Below are 15,845 nucleotides of genomic sequence, written 5' to 3' on the forward strand. Positions count from 1 at the left end.
GAAATTAAATTCAGTAATCATTTACGGGAAACCCTCACTTCTGAATAAAAATTAAGGGAAATGTCCCATTCCATACACATTCCCCTACTCTCCTATCGTCGAACGGGTAATAAGTGTTTCATTACCTTTTTTTAAAGGAACTTTTCGTTAGATAACTTTTAAAATAAACTGTAGAAGTAAAAAACTTTGCTTTTCCCAAAGCAAAGTGACATAACGCAAGTACATTATGATACAGAAATAGTAATCATAATTCGACATTATATAAAATTGCTTTTCAACTGTAAAAATTATTGTTTTATTGTATTCGGATTGTATTCGGATGTGCGTTATACGCTATAAATTCTTTTCATAATCCATACTTTGGTTTAATACACGAATAATCAAAATATCAATGTCTGTAGCTAAATAGAAAATAGTATGAGATTTATAAGAAAATCGTTTTAATGATAGCATAAATTCTGATGCATCACGCCCAAGATTAGTATTATCGGCTAATACTTGAAACAACGTATGCATTCCTAATAAGTATCCTTTGGCTTGTTTTAACCCAAATGTTTCGATACCATATTCATACATTTTGGCAAGATCAGTTTCGGCTTTTCTAGATACTTTATAAACGCCCATCTGCTCGCATACGTTCTTCGACTTCTTTCATAATATCTGGAACAGATTTATCACTAATACCACTATCCATACCTTCAGTTATAGCGGCTTTCAGCGCTGAGAACTTTGCCTTTTTAGCTTGGTCACGCCTTACTAAATCACGAAGATATTCACTATCATTTGTAAACTCTCCTGCTTTAATTTGAGATTTTATCCACTTATCTTGTTTCTCTGTAAAGGTGATCGTTTTTCTAATTGTTGACATAATTAAATGTTTAAATAATCATACTATTGGTGTAATATACAATATTCATTAAACATTCCAAAATTAAGAACTCCTAATTAGTATTTCTGCAATCATTACCATTCCACACACATTACTCATTAATAATAATTTGATATTTTGGAAATCGTGAACCTCCTAGGGTCGGTTTCCCCTACTCTCCTACCGTCGTTTCTGGCAATAAGTGTTGCATTACCTTTTTTAAAGGAACATTTAGCTCACAAGATTTTTATTGTTTTAGAGGAGTTCGTGAATCTTCGATTTTGTTAGAAAACTTTTAAAGAAAATGTAGAAGTAATAAACGCCAAAGCACCTCCTCGCTCCTACTTCAAAAGGTCTACCAAACCATTTTCATTTGGCCGTCCCAAAGCAAAGTGATCCTCCTCCACTCCGTTGCGGTGGACGGGCATAACGCAAGTACATTATAGTACAAATGTATTTATTAAAGCAAATTGACGGTCCGCCGCGGCGGATTGACATAATTGCAGACCTGCCTGCGCAGATGCTTCTGCAGGCAGGTATAACAATACGCCAGTGTTTTATATCGATAGACAAATCGACTTTAGGAGATTAGATACAACAACACAGCTTATTGATGAATAGCTTTTAAATGAGCATATACTGGTTGCCCTTGTACTTTCATCTCTACTTTTCTATCAAAAATCTTGATACCTTTTACTTCATTATGTTTTCCGTCTGGACCAAAAGCTTTAACACTATAAAATTCCCCATTTTCATTGATAGCTTTCACATTAATAATATTACCAGAACGACTAACACCTTTTATATCTAGTTTTACATTATCATCAGTTAATGCTTTAATTTTGTAAATCGCACCACCTTTTCCGATAGCTTTAATAGGTGCATATTCGTCTGAACTATCCATTATTTTAACAGGTATTTCGAAACCTTCTACAAATGCCTTAATATTCAAAAAACTATGTTGTTTAGAATCTTGTGTTGCTTTTACATCAAATATGTTGCCTTCGGCATCAAAAGCTTTCACATCTAGATTTTTACCATCAGCGGTGACCGCCTTAATATTCCATATAACTCTTTTAAAATCAGTTTTATATTTTCTTTTCTTATTCTTTTTGGATTTTTTAAACATTCTAAACTTATCTTCATTAGCAGTTGGGTGCATTGCTTTCACATGTGCGTGCACACCTACACCTTTTAATGTCATCTCTCTTTCCCCTGTATTAACTTTTATGCCTTTAACATCATTCTGTCGTCCGTCTGGAGCAATAGATTTCACTTTTATATATTTCCCCTCTTCAGTAATGGCTTTAATAATGACAATATTTCCAAATCTTCTAATACCTTTTACATCCAGTCTTTCTCCTTCTTCTGTTATTGCTTTAAGGCTATACTCATTTCCTTCATTACTTATCACTGAAACAGGAGCAAATTGTTCGTTAGTCATTAAAATTTTAACGGGTAATTTCTTACCATCTGCTGCTATAGCTTTTACATCTAATAAAACATCTTGGTCCGAGTCTTGAACTGCCATGATGTCGTAAGATTTCTCTTCTTCATCAAAAGCCTTAATATCTAAGCTTTTTCCATCTGGATACATGGCTTTAACATTCCAATGGATATCATTGAATTTTACAATTTCCTCTGGTTCAATTATATTCGTTTTTTCTTTTGGAGGGCTATCTTTACATGCTATTACTAAAAATAAAAACCCAAGAATAAATACATTGTATCCGATAACTCTACTATTTGAATTTTTCATGAGCTCACTAATAAATGGTTAGAATTTTCTAAAATTATAAAAGGAGGATACTATTTCTTATGATATTAGTCATAAAAATATAGAGGTCTATTGATTCTACAGATCTAACTGAAGGCAAGCAATACTCATTGTTTGCTATTTTATAATTTGGAAATCATGATTCGCTAAGGCGAGCTCCCGCTACGCTCCTATCCCTTCGACACCTGTCCGCCTCTGGAGGAAGCTCAGTTTGACAGTTCAGGGTACTACATAACTCGAGAATATTTTAATACAAAAGCTAATTTTTAATTAGTACTTTTGATTTGTCTCACCCATATCTCATTAAGTTATGTTTATTACATACATAAGAAGAATATTTGTAGTTATCATTACCATTTTTACTGTTATCCTAAACTCATGTAAACAGGAAAAAAAGTCTGAAGAAACGTCTGTTACAGAGGAAACAGCTGTTACCGATGATAGTAAAGCTACTTTAAAAGAAGCACTGACCTTTTATGCCTCCTTTGATAAAGGTGTTGATGCAGATTTTTCATTAGGTGATACACGTATGTACACCGTACCCAATAGAAAAGCGACAGATTCTGCACAGGTTGGATTACACAAACCTGATATTAGCAGACAAGAAGGAAAAGGAAAATATGGTTCCGGATTGGTGTTTACAGAGCGTAGCAAGGGATATATTTATTATCCCAGTGAAAAAAATATAGCCTATAATACAGAAAATTGGAGTGGCGCAGTTTCATTTTGGTTAAGTTTAGATCCCGCTACGGATTTAAAACCCGGCTATTGTGATCCTATTCAAATTACAGATGTAAGTTATAATGATGCTGCTATTTGGGTTGATTTCACCAAAGAAAACCCTCGTGATTTTCGATTAGGAGTTATTGGAGATCGTGACGTATGGAATCCAAATCCCGAGGGACCTGATAACGAAAACCCTATTTTTAATAAGCGTCTCACAGGAGTAAAAAATCCACCTTTTGGTAGTGGTCAATGGACACATATTTTGATTAATTTTTCTAATCTAAATACTAATAATGGAGAGGCATCTCTTTACATGAATGGTAAGCTCAAGGGTACTCGTAAGAATATTGATACACCTTTTACCTGGGATTTGTCTAAATCTAATATTTATTTAGGATTAGGATATATTGGATTGATGGACGAATTATCTATTTTCAATAGAAATTTAACAGATAAAGAAATCACAACACTGTATGAGTTAGAAAATGGAGTACATACTATTTTAGAAATAAAGAAATGACATTGTGTTTATAGGTCTGTCCATAATACTATTTTTCTAGCTACGGGAATGTTTTGTCTAAAAATTCAAACGAAACTTTACTAATCATCACATTCCCACTTCACTCCTACACGCGCCTTAAAGTTTGTAGTTTTATTATTTCAATGTGTTGTTCCTGTATAAAGATGGTGTCGTACCCTCAAACTTTTTAAAAGCACTATTAAATGAAGATAAACTGTTAAAACCAGCATCAAAAGCAATGGCAGATATCGTATGGTTTTTGTTACCTAAAAGCATTTTTTTTGCTTCTTTAATCCTGAAATGATTAATAAAATCATTAAAATTTTGTTTGGCATTTTGGTTAATGATTTCAGAGGTTTTTTGTGTGCTTTTATGAATTAGTTTACTCAAACTAGATAGAGAAACATTGGCATCGAGATATAATTTATCGCCTACAATACGCTGCACTAGTTGATGAAAAAGTTCTGTATTTTCATTCTTTTTAAACACATTACCATCAATTTCGGTTATTTTTAGTTGAAATGCTTTAAAACTTAAAAAATAAATTACTACAGAATACATCATAGGGCCAGTTATATAAGGAACCGCATTATCAATGATGTTTAAAAAATAAGAAATCCATATGAGAATAAAACCAATTATTAAAAGCTGTAACCAAGAGAGTACTGTACTTTGAGATTTTGTTTGGGAAGATTTTGGATATATTTTTTTTATCTTTTTTACAATGCGACCCGCCAAAAAAATGTAAAAAACAAAATGCAAGTAAATAAAGATAAGAAAACCGGCAAATACAATAATCACTTCTTTATCATTAGACTCAAACCAATTTTTTGTAACAAAAAGACTCATTAAAAAGAGGATACAAAATGGTACTAATTCTAAAAAATAATACCGTGGTAGTCTGAAATTTACCTTTGTCATTCCTACAACGTACCATTTTAATAAAGGACCTATGGCAAGCATAAAAGATAACCCTACAAATATAAATAATGGTTCAAGGTCATTTCCAAAGTTTAACATCACAGATTTACCAATTCTTAAGCCCATAAAAACAAGTATAAAAGCTAAAAGGTAACTGGTAATTGTTCTTTTCTTTTTAACAAAACATAAATAAATAGCAAATGCAAGACCATGTAAAAGTCCTGCACTGCTTATAATAACAAGGAGAATATCTAAAAAGCTCAAAAGTTTTTTTCCAAATTTAATTAAATTATCTTGTTAAGATTCAGATTTTTTAACAAACGAAACTAATCCTAGTAATCCAGAAGTGTCTCCTATTTTACCTTGCATAGCTGCAATAATACTATGCTTTAAAAGTAATATTCTACTAATAGGTTTCTTCTCGGTTACTAACATTTTTTCAATCATTTTTTTTGCTTTCTTTTTTCCTTCTGTTTTATATGTAATCAACACTTTTACTGCATTTTCTTCATCAGTTAATTTTCTGTGTTTTGGTGTATATCCCAATTGTTGTATTATGCTTTCGGCTAAACTCCACGTTGACCAGGGATTTTGTCCGGTTATTAAATTTTTATCGTGACTAATATTTTCTAAATACATAGCACCTTCATTAAAATAAGCTCCCTGTGCAACCATTTTATCTTGTAAAAGAAATGGAAATATTGTTTTTGCATCAGGAATTAATAATAACTCTTCTTTATTAGTAAATCCGCTTACTCTTCTATCTTTTAATAGTGGTTGTCCATTATCTAAAGTCACATTTACCAAAGCAGATGGCCCATGACAGACTGCGCCTATTACTTTATTAGCTTGATCAAAATTTTTAACTATTGTTTGAATAGCTTTATTATTTGGAAAATCGAACATTGCTCCTTTTCCTCCAACAAAATATATAGCCTGATAATCTTCTGGAACTATATTTGCTATTTTAAGTGTATTATTAGTTTTATATTGTGCTGCTTCATCTTTTAAAAAAGCATAATCATACGCAACCATATCTTCTTCATCAATAACTACTGGTGACTTACCTCCTTTAGGGCTTGCAATATCTACTTCAAAACCATTGGCTTTAAATGTGTAATAAGCTCTAGATAACTCTGTTAATTCATAACCAGTACTTTCTTCAGTATTCCCAATAAAACCTGTACTGGTAACAACTGCTAATATTTTTCCTCTTAGAGGAATTTTATTTTCTGATAAATAGGGTAAATTTTCCACTAAAGCAGTTTTAACTTTGGGATCACTATGCGGAATTAAACTTTTAAACCAAAGCCCAAAAGAAACTATAAGTACAATTGAAGCAGCTATAAAAACGATTATCCATTTAAGTATTCGATATTTTTTAAACATAATTTTGATTTTTAAATTTATCGCTAAATAACAGCTTAACCCTCATAAAAGCTGACGAAATGATAATTCCGTCAGAGTAAAAGATGATTTTATAAGTCAAATAACCATTAAACCCCAAGGAGATTTGGATAATAGAGGGTTTAATGTTCTAAAGGAGTTCGCGATGCTTAAACAGACAAGTATACCTATACCCAAGTGCATTATAATACAAAAGTATTTATAAGCTATAATCTAGTACTATGTAAAGTAAAGTCTTCTGCTAAATGAATATTTTGCTTTATGATATTTCATCTAATATATACCTTCTTTTTCTCTTCTAAATTTTCTTTAGTTTTTGTGGTAATCATAATAATATAGAAACCATTTTCCTTTTCAAAATCTAATAATTCATTAGACTGCATTACTTCGACATCAAGAATGTAATCTTCATCAATCATATATTCGCCTATATTTTTGGTTATGGGAAAGCCATTAACCAATAGAACTCCTTTTTTCAGAGTATTTTCACTGATATACTTATCTTTTATTTCTTTTATAGTAAGCATTTTATAATTGCGCTGTGGTTTACTCTTGATATATATTTCTCCATAGAAAACTTCATTTTCGATAACAAACTCTTTCTTAACAACATTTAGGCTTTCTATACTCTCCGGATCTATATCATTTATCGTCTGTTTTTGTACTAGAGTTGAATCTAAAAAAAATGCCGCTTTTCTGTTATGATCAGGAATTAGGCTTTTACGATTAGATTGACCATACTGTATAAAAGGAATCATACACATCATAATGAATACAAAAATGGTATTCGTATTTAAGCTATTTAGTAGTTTCATAATTGATCTTTTTAATTACAGAGACAAAACTAAGGACACAGCTATGTTCTATAAATGCAAAATGAGTGAAGTTATCCTCTGGTTGAGGAAAGAGGTAATAATTAATTTCCTCTATTAAGAACCAAGTCTAAAGTTTTAGTCCTTTGAACCTTACCCGTATTGGTTTCTATAAATTGGGGCAAGAAATAAATCTCTTTAGGGATTTCGTATTTATCTAATGATGTAAGGGCTTGGATTGATTCTTTTAAGGAAAGAAATGCAATCTTATCATAATCTCTCTCTACAATTAGAACTACTTTATCACCAAGCACATCATCCGGAACGCTCGTAATAAAAAATCGATGTCCTATCAATAACTGTAATTTAGTTTCAATCTGTTCGGGATATAGCTTTACACCTCCGCTATTGATTACATTATCGTATCGCCCCTTCCAGATAAACTTTTTATACGTTTTAAGTGCTACTACATCATTGGTCACAATGGTTTCATTATTAAGCTGTGGAGCTTTGATCACTAAACAGTCTCGATCATCTATACTAAGCGTAATATTAGGCAGTGCTTTAAAATATGCTGAATCCTTTTTATCTTTTTTCTTTGGATTAACTCTTCTCGCGGCTATATGTGTTACCGTTTCTGTCATTCCATAAGTTTCAAAAACCTTGGTTTTTATACCTTGAACCAATTGTTTTAAGTTTTCAGAAACTGGCCCACCTCCTACTATAAGTTTTTTGATTAGATGTAATCTATTCAATGAGTTGTCTAATTGTAAAGGGACCATTGCACAGAAATCATATTGCTTATACACAGTATCTAGTGGGTTAGTTTTAGGAGGTACCAGATCAATCTTCCATCCCAGTATCATGGCGCGTACCAACATCATTTTACCAGCAATATAAGTTGCCGGCAAACATAACAAAGCTGTGGTACCTGTTCCAGTTTTAAAAAACTTTCCGGTAGCCATAGCACTATTTATCATTTGTTGCTTAAAAACCTTTATCTCCTTAGGTTTTCCTGTAGAACCAGAAGTTTGTACAATAATATGGTCTTTATCATTAAGCCAGTCTAATAAGAAGTTTCCTCCTTCTTGTTCATATACCTCGCCTTCTTTTACAAAATTGTACGCAATTTGTATTAACCCTTCTTTATCCAAGGATTGTCCGTTAATAGCAAAACTATCGTGTATTTCGGGGATAGAAAAAGTATTCGCTGGTTGCATATTCAAATTTCTACTTTCTGAAATTTCCTAAAGTTACGAATATGTAAAATATGTATTAAAAATTAGTTATGACTTCAATTTTGTCTTTGTCTTCAACTTTTCCGAAAAGCTTACCTTTCCAATTCGTCCACTTGTATTTCTTTGCAAAAATTAGAAGATAAACAGGGTACAAAATAATTACCGGAAGCACTATGTCTATTCCTCCAGAAGGTTCTGAAGTGTCTAAAAATATGGCATTAGTTTGAAAAGCACTCCAATCTGTAGTCACTAACATTGCTGCAATCATATTGTTAGCAGCATGAAAACCTAACGCCAACTCCATACCATCATCCATTAATGTCATAATACCTAATAAAAACCCGGTACCTATGTAAAACACCATCATAATATATCCAAGCTTCTCAACCTCAGGATTAAAGCTATGTAATAAACCAAAGGTTATAGATGTAATAAATAATGGCAACCATTTATTTTTGGCTAAAACACCTATTCCTTGCATTAAATACCCTCTAAACAAATATTCTTCAAAACTAGTTTGTAAAGGCAAAAGAAATATTGAAATTAAAGCTAAAATCAAAAAGGGAATCATCTTAAAATTGAATGTAAAGATTTCCGGTTCCATATAATAACTTATTCCAAAAAACACAATATTGACCGTAGCTACCAATAAAAAGGCAAACCAAATACGTTTCCAATCTACTTTTTTTCTGGTCGTTGTAAATTCTTTAAACTTTTGTTGATGTAAAAACTTTATCGCAATCAATAAACCTATTAAGCCGGATATAAAAGTTATAATCATCAATGTCAAAAACAGGTTAGAATTCATACCCAATGACATAAAACTAGATTCTCCTGCTTTCAAAAAAGTTTCTAAATCACCTGCTTCTATAAAAGCTCCCACCATTAAAGGAATTACGCCTATTATTTGCCAAAAAATAAAAACAATTACCAATCCTACTAAATATCTCCACCAATCATGTTGTCCCTTAAATGCTTGCTCTATATACATATATGTAATCTTGTTTTAAAAAATATTTATACTCCAATTTTTGTTTTTATGATATTCCAATGCTCCTTTGGCAACTACCAGAGGAGATTCTATGTTATTCGTATATAAACCACCAGTCCCTAACCCCTGTGGCATATTGCTTTGTAAAGTATAGGTATACTGAGCTATCGCATTTAGACCTATATTACTTTCCAAAGCACTGGTGATCCACCAACCGATTCCTAAAGATGTTGCAATATCAATCCACTCTTTTGTTCCTTTAAAACCTCCTATTAAACTTGGTTTTAGAATAATAAATTGTGGTTGTATGGTTTGTAGCAGTTTTTGCTTATCCGTTACATCAAAAACACCAATTAATTCTTCATCTAATGCAATAGGTAAAGGTGTCTGTTTACAAAGCCCCTGCATTTCAGTAGTCTGACCTTGTTTAATGGGTTGTTCTATACTGTGTAAATCAAATGCAGATAACTGTTGCAATTTCTGTAATGCCTCTTTCGGAGAAAAAGCTCCATTAGCATCTACACGAAGTTCAATAACATCAGAAGAAAACTGTGATCGTATATATGATAGTAATTCTATTTCAGCTTTAAAATCAATGGCACCGATCTTCATTTTGATACAATCAAAACCTTGCTCTAATTTATCTTCAATCTGTTCTTTCATGAACTGTTGATCCCCCATCCAAATTAAGCCATTGATTGGAATAGCATCTTCTCCGGCAGTAAATTTAGATGGAAATAATATAAACGGATCATCACTTTCCAGTGATTTAAAAGCCATTTCGACACCGAATTGAATACTTGGAAATTCAATAAGTTCTTTCCATAGTTTGTCCACTCCTAGATGAACGTTTTCACATGTCCATTTCAGCTTTTCTTCATAATCAGGTCTATCGTCTATACTAAGTATTCTCAGAATTCCGCACTCACCAATACCTTTTTTATCATCATCAGCAATTACTATAAACCAGGTTTCTTTGGTTTTAAGGATTCCGCGAGAAGTACCGCTAGGTCTTTTGAACTCCAGAATATGTTTATGATAGGTTGCTGTCATCTATAACTCGATACTCTCTCCTATGTCTAATAGCATCAAGTCTTTATTTTTTTCGAAAAACTTCTTTTTAGCTTCGCTATGATCTATTTCGATATACCCAAAAGTATCATAATGTACTCCAAGCACCTTATCACACTCTACAAAATCACTGGCGATGATGGCATCATCTACTCCCATAGTAAAGTTATCCCCTATAGGGAGAATAGCTAAGTCTAATTTTGTACTCATCGGAATCAATTTCATATCCATGGTCAAAGCTGTATCTCCGGCAATATAAATCGTTTTATGCTCACCTTCTATTACAAAACCTCCAGGTTGTCCTCCATACGTTCCGTCAGGAAAACTACTGGTATGTATTGCATTGACATATTTTACATTTCCAAAATCAAACTTCCAATTACCTCCATGATTCATAGGATGAGCTTCAAATCCTTTATTCTGATAATAAGTCGCTATTTCATAATTAGAAACTATTGTCGCATTATTACGTTTAGCTATAGCTTCAGCATCCAGAATATGATCCTGATGTGCATGGGTCAATAATATATAATCTGCTTCTATATCATTTGCATCTATTTTACCTTTAGCTAATGGATTACCAGAAATAAATGGGTCTATTAATACTTTAGTATCACCAATAGTTATTAATAAAGTATGATGTCCGTAAAATGTGATTTTCATGTGTGTGAGTTTATAACTATTATTAAATATAGATCCCGCTCTACGACGGGATAAGACTGCCTACCGTAAAAGATAGGTTCTACAAAGTTATATCTGTGCTTTTAGCTTGATAAAACTAAGTGTCACTAAATTAAAAAATCTGTCCCAAACTAAACAGTATAGAAAGTAAAAAAGTTGATAAAGCAACTTTTTTAAGTTCCGGATCCAATAATTCTGAGTTTTTGGTTTTTGCAACCTTTATCAAATGAATTAGTAGTGGGATAAAAGCTATCAGATATAATACATTCATTGGAGTTTCATATGTGAGGTATGAAAATGCTAATATAGAAATCATTGCTACTACTATAATTGAAAAATGATATGTTCTTGCTTTTTGTATCCCCAGTTTTACTACCAGAGTATTCTTACCGGCTTTTTTGTCACTATTATGATCTCTCATATTATTTAGGTTTAATACCGCCGTACTCAATAATCCAATAGTTATTCCGGGAAGAAACACTAACAAGTTTAGGTTTTTTGTAAACAAAAAGTAACATCCTACCACACTTACCAATCCAAAGAATATAAATACGAACACATCTCCTAACCCTCGATATCCATAAGCAGAATTACCCATTGTATACTTAATAGCAGCTACAATCGCTGCTAAGCCCAGAATAAAAAAGAAAACTGAATAAAAGAAATTCTCTTTTCCGAAGGAGACATAGATTAGAGTGATTGCAAAAGCTAGTGTGATTAAGGCTGTAATCACAATACCAGTAAACATTCCTTGTTTAGTAATCGCTCCACTCTGCAGAGCTCGTTGTGGTCCTACTCTATCCTTATTATCTGTTCCTTTAACACCATCCCCATAATCATTAGCAAAATTTGATAAGATTTGTAAACCCAAGGTAGTAGCAATAGCTAGCCAGAATATTAAAGTATGATAAAACTGTGGACATCCTGCGCAGCAAAGTGACAGGCTCGAAGTTTCAGATGATAAACCTGACTCTAAATAAAATCTTTGCCCCAAAGCTGATCCTACAATAATTCCAGAAACTGATAGTGGAAGTGTTCTTAATCTGGCAGCCGAAAGCCAGGCTTTGAATTTGGTCATTCTTTATTATTTAGATGTCAAAGGAAATGCATTTTGACAAAAAAATAAAAATAAATTCGATCAATTCTTTAACTTAGCCAAATGCTGTCTATATTTCTATTTGAATTTCCTTCTTTTAACATATACAGCACACCTCTTTTAATATTGGTGTTACAAGCATTTATATTTGCTTTTCTTTTGTTGCATCGTTATGTTACCTCTAAATATGTATCAGCACTTTTTCTTGCACTTCTGATTTTTATAACCGGATATCATAGAACTACATATACTATTGGTTTTATGGAATGGTATGACACTTATCGTAATACCAAAATCAATTATTGGTTAATAGCTTTAAGTTTATCTGTTGGACCACTACTCTATTTTTATGTAAAGTCTATTACTACATCTAATTTTAGATTTAGGAAAAAGGATGGTTTACACTTTATACCTGTTATGGTTTTTGTATTGTATAAAATCATTATTTTTATTTACGATGCAGGACAACCAGGTTTTGAAGAAACTCAGAATGGTTATCTAAAAATACATTTAGATGAAAAGTATGTTCAACCACTAATTGGTATTGTCGAAAACCTTCAGATGTTATTATATCTGGCTTTCACTTTTCAGCTATATTATAATTATAAAAGAAAGATTCAGCATTTTTTTTCTAACACCTATACATTAGAATTGAATTGGATACGAAACTTCCTTTTTATTTATTCTTTTCTTTTTCTGTATAGTATTTTTGAAGGAGTTATTGGTTCCTTAATCACAGATCTTCATTGGACTCAACGGTGGTGGTATCAGTTTTTCTCTGCCTTGGCTATCATTTATATAGGAATCAAGGGATATTTTACGGATACAACCAAATTAAGAAACCTAAATTTTGATATTTCAACAAAAACAATCAAAAAAAGTGTTGAAAAAGATGTTGATCAACAATTACTTCAGTATAAAGAAAAGGTTCAACAATTTATGGAAGCAGAAAAACCATTCCTCAATCCGGATCTAAATCTAACCGAGTTATCTAAAATGCTTAAAATTCCGGTCCCTTCCCTTTCAGAAGCTATAAATTCTGGTTTTGAGAAAAATTTTAATGATTTCATAAACAATTATCGTGTTCTGGAAGTACAGAAAATGTTAGATCAAGGAAAACAAAAAAACTTATCGCTATTAGGTATTGCTTATGAATGCGGTTTTAACAGTAAAGCCACCTTCAATAGGGTATTTAAAAAATTGACCAATACCTCTCCTTCACAATATGCTCAAATGCAGAAAAAAGTATAATCCTATATTTTTACGAATTTCTCAGTTCTTCTCTCTCTATTTTTTGAGTTACTTTTTATAGATTAGCGCTTTAATCCACTAAAAAACTTATGAAGAATTTTGTAAAAACAATTGTTTTTTCACTTTTATGTACCGCTATTGCTTGTAAAAGTGAAGCTAAAAAAGAAGAAACCGAATTATCGACAACTGCTGATTCAACCACAGAAAGAACAACAGCCAAACAAGAAAATCCATTTATTTGGGAAGGTGCCAATGTATACTTTTTACTTACCGATAGATTTAATAATGGAGATACATCCAATGATAACTTATTAGAGCGAACCAATGAAACAGGTACGCTGAGAGGTTTTGAAGGAGGTGATATTAAAGGTGTAATTCAAAAAATCGAAGAAGGATATTTTAAAGACTTGGGAATCAACGCTATTTGGTTTACTCCTGTAGTTGAGCAAGTACACGGCAGCGTAGATGAAGGAACCGGAAACACATATGCTTATCACGGGTATTGGGCAAAAGACTGGACTAAAATAGATCCAAATTATGGTACAAATGCAGATCTGAAACAATTAGTAGAAACTGCGCATCAAAACGGAATCAGAATTTTGATGGATGTAGTTATAAATCATACGGGACCTGTCACTGAAAAAGATCCTGTATGGCCAGATAGCTGGGTAAGAACAGGACCTCAGTGTACCTATAAAGATTATGAATCCGCAGTAACCTGTACGTTAGTAAAAAATCTTCCGGATATTAAAACGGAAAGTGATGAAGAAGTAGACTTACCTCCTAGTTTAGTAAAAAAATGGAAATCTGAAGGGAGATATGAAATCGAGATTGCAGAATTAGATATCTTCTTTACTAAAAGCGGTCTAAAAAGATCTCCAAAGAACTACATCATTAAATGGTTAACTGATTATGTAAAAGAACTCGGAATTGATGGATATCGTGTAGATACTGTAAAACATGTAGAAGAAGGTGTCTGGAGCGTACTGGCAGAACAAGCTAAAGTTGCTTTTGCAGAATGGAAAGCGAAAAATCCGGATAAAGTACTTGATGACAATGAGTTCTATGTTCTTGGTGAATTGTATGGTTATGGTATTGATGGAAAACGATATTATAATTTTGGAGATCGCAAAGTAGATTATTTTGCCAATGGTTTTGATAATATGATCAATTTCCAATTTAAATATGATGCGGCAAGAATGAGCCACGAAGAACTTTTTAGTAAGTATAGCGAAATCTTAAATACTAATCTAGTAGGTAAGGGTGTTATGAACTACATTACATCACATGATGATGGACAGCCTTTTGACAAGGAACGTAGTAAAACCTATGAATCTGCAACTAAACTTTTATTAAATCCTGGGATATCACAAGTATACTATGGTGATGAAACAGCAAGGTCTCTAAGCATTGAAGGAACTGAAGGTGATGCAACTTTAAGATCTAATATGAATTGGGAGGATATCAAAAATGAAGATACTAAAGCTTTGTTATCACACTGGCAAAAATTAGGAACCTTTAGAAAAGACCATCCTTCTGTAGGAGCCGGAAAACACAAAATGATATCTGATGCTCCATATACATTCTCGCGAACATATAGTAAGAATGGATTTGCAGATAGTGTAGTCATTGGACTAGATCTTCCTAAAGGAGAAAAAACTTTAAATGTAAATTCTATATTTCCTGAAGGAAGTACTGTAATTGATCGATATTCTGGTCAAGAAACTACGGTAAAAGGAAACACTGTAAACTTTACTTCTGATTTTGAGATTGCTCTTTTAGAAGCTAAATAATAGAACAGAAAACATACTATCTCAAATAAATAAGACGGCTCAAATTATGATTTGAGCCGTCTTATTTTGTTCTGAGGCGTAAGTATAGAAGGTGATTCAGACATTTGAACTGTTAAACAATCTAAAATCATTTCAGTTATGAAAAATGTAATTAAAAGAATCATCACTCCTGTTACTATGACAAATTGGTATACAGATTTGTTATTTGCGATACCTAGAATTTTATGTGGGTATTTTTTAGCTGTTAATTTCGGCGGAAGTAAATTTGGTGTACCCTGGAGCCCTAGCGGTGTAGAATTGTCTTTTCTAGAAGTTGTTGATTGGTTTCCAAAAGATATAGCAGAATATGGAGGTTTATTCGCTATGTACCCTGTATTTTTTGCTTGGATGGGTGCCGCCAGCGAAGCTATTGGAGGAATCTTTCTTTCCTTGGGATTAAAAACAAGAATTGCTTCCTTTTTTATTATGTGTACGATGCTCGTAGCTATAGTATTCCAAAAATGGGATCAAGGACTATGGGGAATGCTACCTGCCATGGGATTCTTATGGTTATCAATATATAATTTGGTACTGGGATCAGGAAGATTCGGATTAGACTATATAATTTCTAAAAAATGGTCTTCATATAAAATTGCAAAACCAGACATAAACTTTATTTAATCATTAACCTATCTGCCTCTGGTAGATCAAAAC

At 32.4% G+C, this 15,845-nt stretch carries 15 protein-coding genes; 4 read left to right on the forward strand and 11 right to left on the reverse strand.

Annotated elements, in window-relative coordinates; translation table 11 throughout:
• Window positions 1–333: 333 nt before the first annotated feature.
• From J8M14_RS05360 to J8M14_RS05370, 3 genes are all read right to left on the reverse strand, one after another.
• Complete coding sequence (locus J8M14_RS05360) at window positions 334–624, reverse strand: type II toxin-antitoxin system RelE/ParE family toxin (protein WP_211073550.1); 291 nt, start codon at window positions 622–624, stop codon at window positions 334–336.
• On the reverse strand, window positions 611–868 hold the full coding sequence (locus J8M14_RS05365; protein ID WP_148782252.1) for a type II toxin-antitoxin system ParD family antitoxin: 258 nt from the start codon (window positions 866–868) through the stop codon (window positions 611–613). The genes J8M14_RS05360 and J8M14_RS05365 overlap by 14 nt, the downstream gene beginning before the upstream one ends.
• 607 nt (window positions 869–1,475) lie before the next feature.
• Window positions 1,476–2,627, reverse strand: a complete 1,152-nt coding sequence (locus J8M14_RS05370) for a hypothetical protein (RefSeq protein ID WP_211073551.1) — start codon at window positions 2,625–2,627, stop codon at window positions 1,476–1,478.
• A gap of 328 nt (window positions 2,628–2,955) precedes the next feature.
• Here J8M14_RS05370 and J8M14_RS05375 point away from each other — a divergent pair, with 328 nt between their 5' ends.
• A complete protein-coding gene (locus tag J8M14_RS05375; RefSeq protein WP_211073552.1) occupies window positions 2,956–3,891 on the forward strand; it encodes a LamG-like jellyroll fold domain-containing protein in 936 nt (311 codons plus the stop codon).
• Window positions 3,892–4,026: 135 nt separating this feature from the next.
• Here J8M14_RS05375 and J8M14_RS05380 read toward each other — a convergent pair whose 3' ends face one another.
• From J8M14_RS05380 to menA, 8 genes are all read right to left on the reverse strand, one after another.
• Window positions 4,027–4,938 carry a helix-turn-helix domain-containing protein gene (locus tag J8M14_RS05380; protein ID WP_211073553.1) on the reverse strand — a complete coding sequence of 304 codons (912 nt, stop codon included), beginning with the start codon at window positions 4,936–4,938 and terminating at the stop codon, window positions 4,027–4,029.
• 171 nt (window positions 4,939–5,109) lie between these two features.
• A complete protein-coding gene (locus J8M14_RS05385; RefSeq protein WP_211073554.1) occupies window positions 5,110–6,201 on the reverse strand; it encodes a type 1 glutamine amidotransferase domain-containing protein in 1,092 nt (363 codons plus the stop codon).
• 287 nt (window positions 6,202–6,488) lie between these two features.
• Entirely contained in the window at window positions 6,489–7,034 is a 546-nt protein-coding gene (locus J8M14_RS05390; RefSeq protein WP_211073555.1) for a hypothetical protein, read from the reverse strand.
• Between the two features lie 101 nt (window positions 7,035–7,135).
• Window positions 7,136–8,251, reverse strand: a complete 1,116-nt coding sequence (locus J8M14_RS05395; protein WP_211073556.1) for an AMP-binding protein — start codon at window positions 8,249–8,251, stop codon at window positions 7,136–7,138.
• A 55-nt stretch (window positions 8,252–8,306) separates the two neighbouring features.
• Window positions 8,307–9,260, reverse strand: a complete 954-nt coding sequence (locus tag J8M14_RS05400; protein WP_211073557.1) for a CPBP family intramembrane glutamic endopeptidase — start codon at window positions 9,258–9,260, stop codon at window positions 8,307–8,309.
• A 15-nt stretch (window positions 9,261–9,275) separates the two neighbouring features.
• Window positions 9,276–10,313, reverse strand: a complete 1,038-nt coding sequence (locus J8M14_RS05405) for an o-succinylbenzoate synthase (RefSeq protein ID WP_211073558.1) — start codon at window positions 10,311–10,313, stop codon at window positions 9,276–9,278.
• The gene (locus tag J8M14_RS05410; protein ID WP_211073559.1) at window positions 10,314–10,994 is read right to left on the reverse strand and encodes a metal-dependent hydrolase; all 681 of its coding nucleotides are present in this window, start codon (window positions 10,992–10,994) and stop codon (window positions 10,314–10,316) included.
• 130 nt (window positions 10,995–11,124) lie between these two features.
• Window positions 11,125–12,090, reverse strand: a complete 966-nt coding sequence (gene menA, locus J8M14_RS05415) for a 1,4-dihydroxy-2-naphthoate octaprenyltransferase (protein WP_211073560.1) — start codon at window positions 12,088–12,090, stop codon at window positions 11,125–11,127.
• 81 nt (window positions 12,091–12,171) lie between these two features.
• Here menA and J8M14_RS05420 point away from each other — a divergent pair, with 81 nt between their 5' ends.
• From J8M14_RS05420 to J8M14_RS05430, 3 genes are all read left to right on the forward strand, one after another.
• A complete protein-coding gene (locus J8M14_RS05420) occupies window positions 12,172–13,359 on the forward strand; it encodes a helix-turn-helix domain-containing protein (protein ID WP_247672552.1) in 1,188 nt (395 codons plus the stop codon).
• A gap of 89 nt (window positions 13,360–13,448) precedes the next feature.
• Window positions 13,449–15,152 (forward strand): alpha-amylase family glycosyl hydrolase, encoded by a 1,704-nt coding sequence (locus J8M14_RS05425; protein WP_211073561.1) that lies wholly within the window; start codon window positions 13,449–13,451, stop codon window positions 15,150–15,152.
• 138 nt (window positions 15,153–15,290) lie between these two features.
• A complete protein-coding gene (locus tag J8M14_RS05430) occupies window positions 15,291–15,812 on the forward strand; it encodes a DoxX family protein (protein ID WP_211073562.1) in 522 nt (173 codons plus the stop codon).
• The last annotated feature ends 33 nt before the right edge of the window (window positions 15,813–15,845 follow it).

The sequence above is a fragment of the Aquimarina sp. MMG016 genome (assembly GCF_018100805.1).
GTDB lineage: Bacteria > Bacteroidota > Bacteroidia > Flavobacteriales > Flavobacteriaceae > Aquimarina.

What these genes read in the sequence shown, in the direction of transcription:
- J8M14_RS05395 (WP_211073556.1), bottom strand. Translation starts at nt 8,251, where the DNA reads ATGCAACCAGCGAATACTTTTTCTATCCCCGAAATACACGATAGTTTT.
- J8M14_RS05360 (WP_211073550.1), bottom strand. Translation starts at nt 624, where the DNA reads ATGGGCGTTTATAAAGTATCTAGAAAAGCCGAAACTGATCTTGCCAAA.
- J8M14_RS05365 (WP_148782252.1), bottom strand. Translation starts at nt 868, where the DNA reads ATGTCAACAATTAGAAAAACGATCACCTTTACAGAGAAACAAGATAAG.
- J8M14_RS05405 (WP_211073558.1), bottom strand. Translation starts at nt 10,313, where the DNA reads ATGACAGCAACCTATCATAAACATATTCTGGAGTTCAAAAGACCTAGC.
- J8M14_RS05370 (WP_211073551.1), bottom strand. Translation starts at nt 2,627, where the DNA reads ATGAAAAATTCAAATAGTAGAGTTATCGGATACAATGTATTTATTCTT.
- J8M14_RS05425 (WP_211073561.1), top strand. Translation starts at nt 13,449, where the DNA reads ATGAAGAATTTTGTAAAAACAATTGTTTTTTCACTTTTATGTACCGCT.
- J8M14_RS05410 (WP_211073559.1), bottom strand. Translation starts at nt 10,994, where the DNA reads ATGAAAATCACATTTTACGGACATCATACTTTATTAATAACTATTGGT.
- J8M14_RS05420 (WP_247672552.1), top strand. Translation starts at nt 12,172, where the DNA reads ATGCTGTCTATATTTCTATTTGAATTTCCTTCTTTTAACATATACAGC.
- J8M14_RS05385 (WP_211073554.1), bottom strand. Translation starts at nt 6,201, where the DNA reads ATGTTTAAAAAATATCGAATACTTAAATGGATAATCGTTTTTATAGCT.
- J8M14_RS05380 (WP_211073553.1), bottom strand. Translation starts at nt 4,938, where the DNA reads ATGGGCTTAAGAATTGGTAAATCTGTGATGTTAAACTTTGGAAATGAC.
- menA (WP_211073560.1), bottom strand. Translation starts at nt 12,090, where the DNA reads ATGACCAAATTCAAAGCCTGGCTTTCGGCTGCCAGATTAAGAACACTT.
- J8M14_RS05375 (WP_211073552.1), top strand. Translation starts at nt 2,956, where the DNA reads ATGTTTATTACATACATAAGAAGAATATTTGTAGTTATCATTACCATT.
- J8M14_RS05400 (WP_211073557.1), bottom strand. Translation starts at nt 9,260, where the DNA reads ATGTATATAGAGCAAGCATTTAAGGGACAACATGATTGGTGGAGATAT.
- J8M14_RS05390 (WP_211073555.1), bottom strand. Translation starts at nt 7,034, where the DNA reads ATGAAACTACTAAATAGCTTAAATACGAATACCATTTTTGTATTCATT.
- J8M14_RS05430 (WP_211073562.1), top strand. Translation starts at nt 15,291, where the DNA reads ATGAAAAATGTAATTAAAAGAATCATCACTCCTGTTACTATGACAAAT.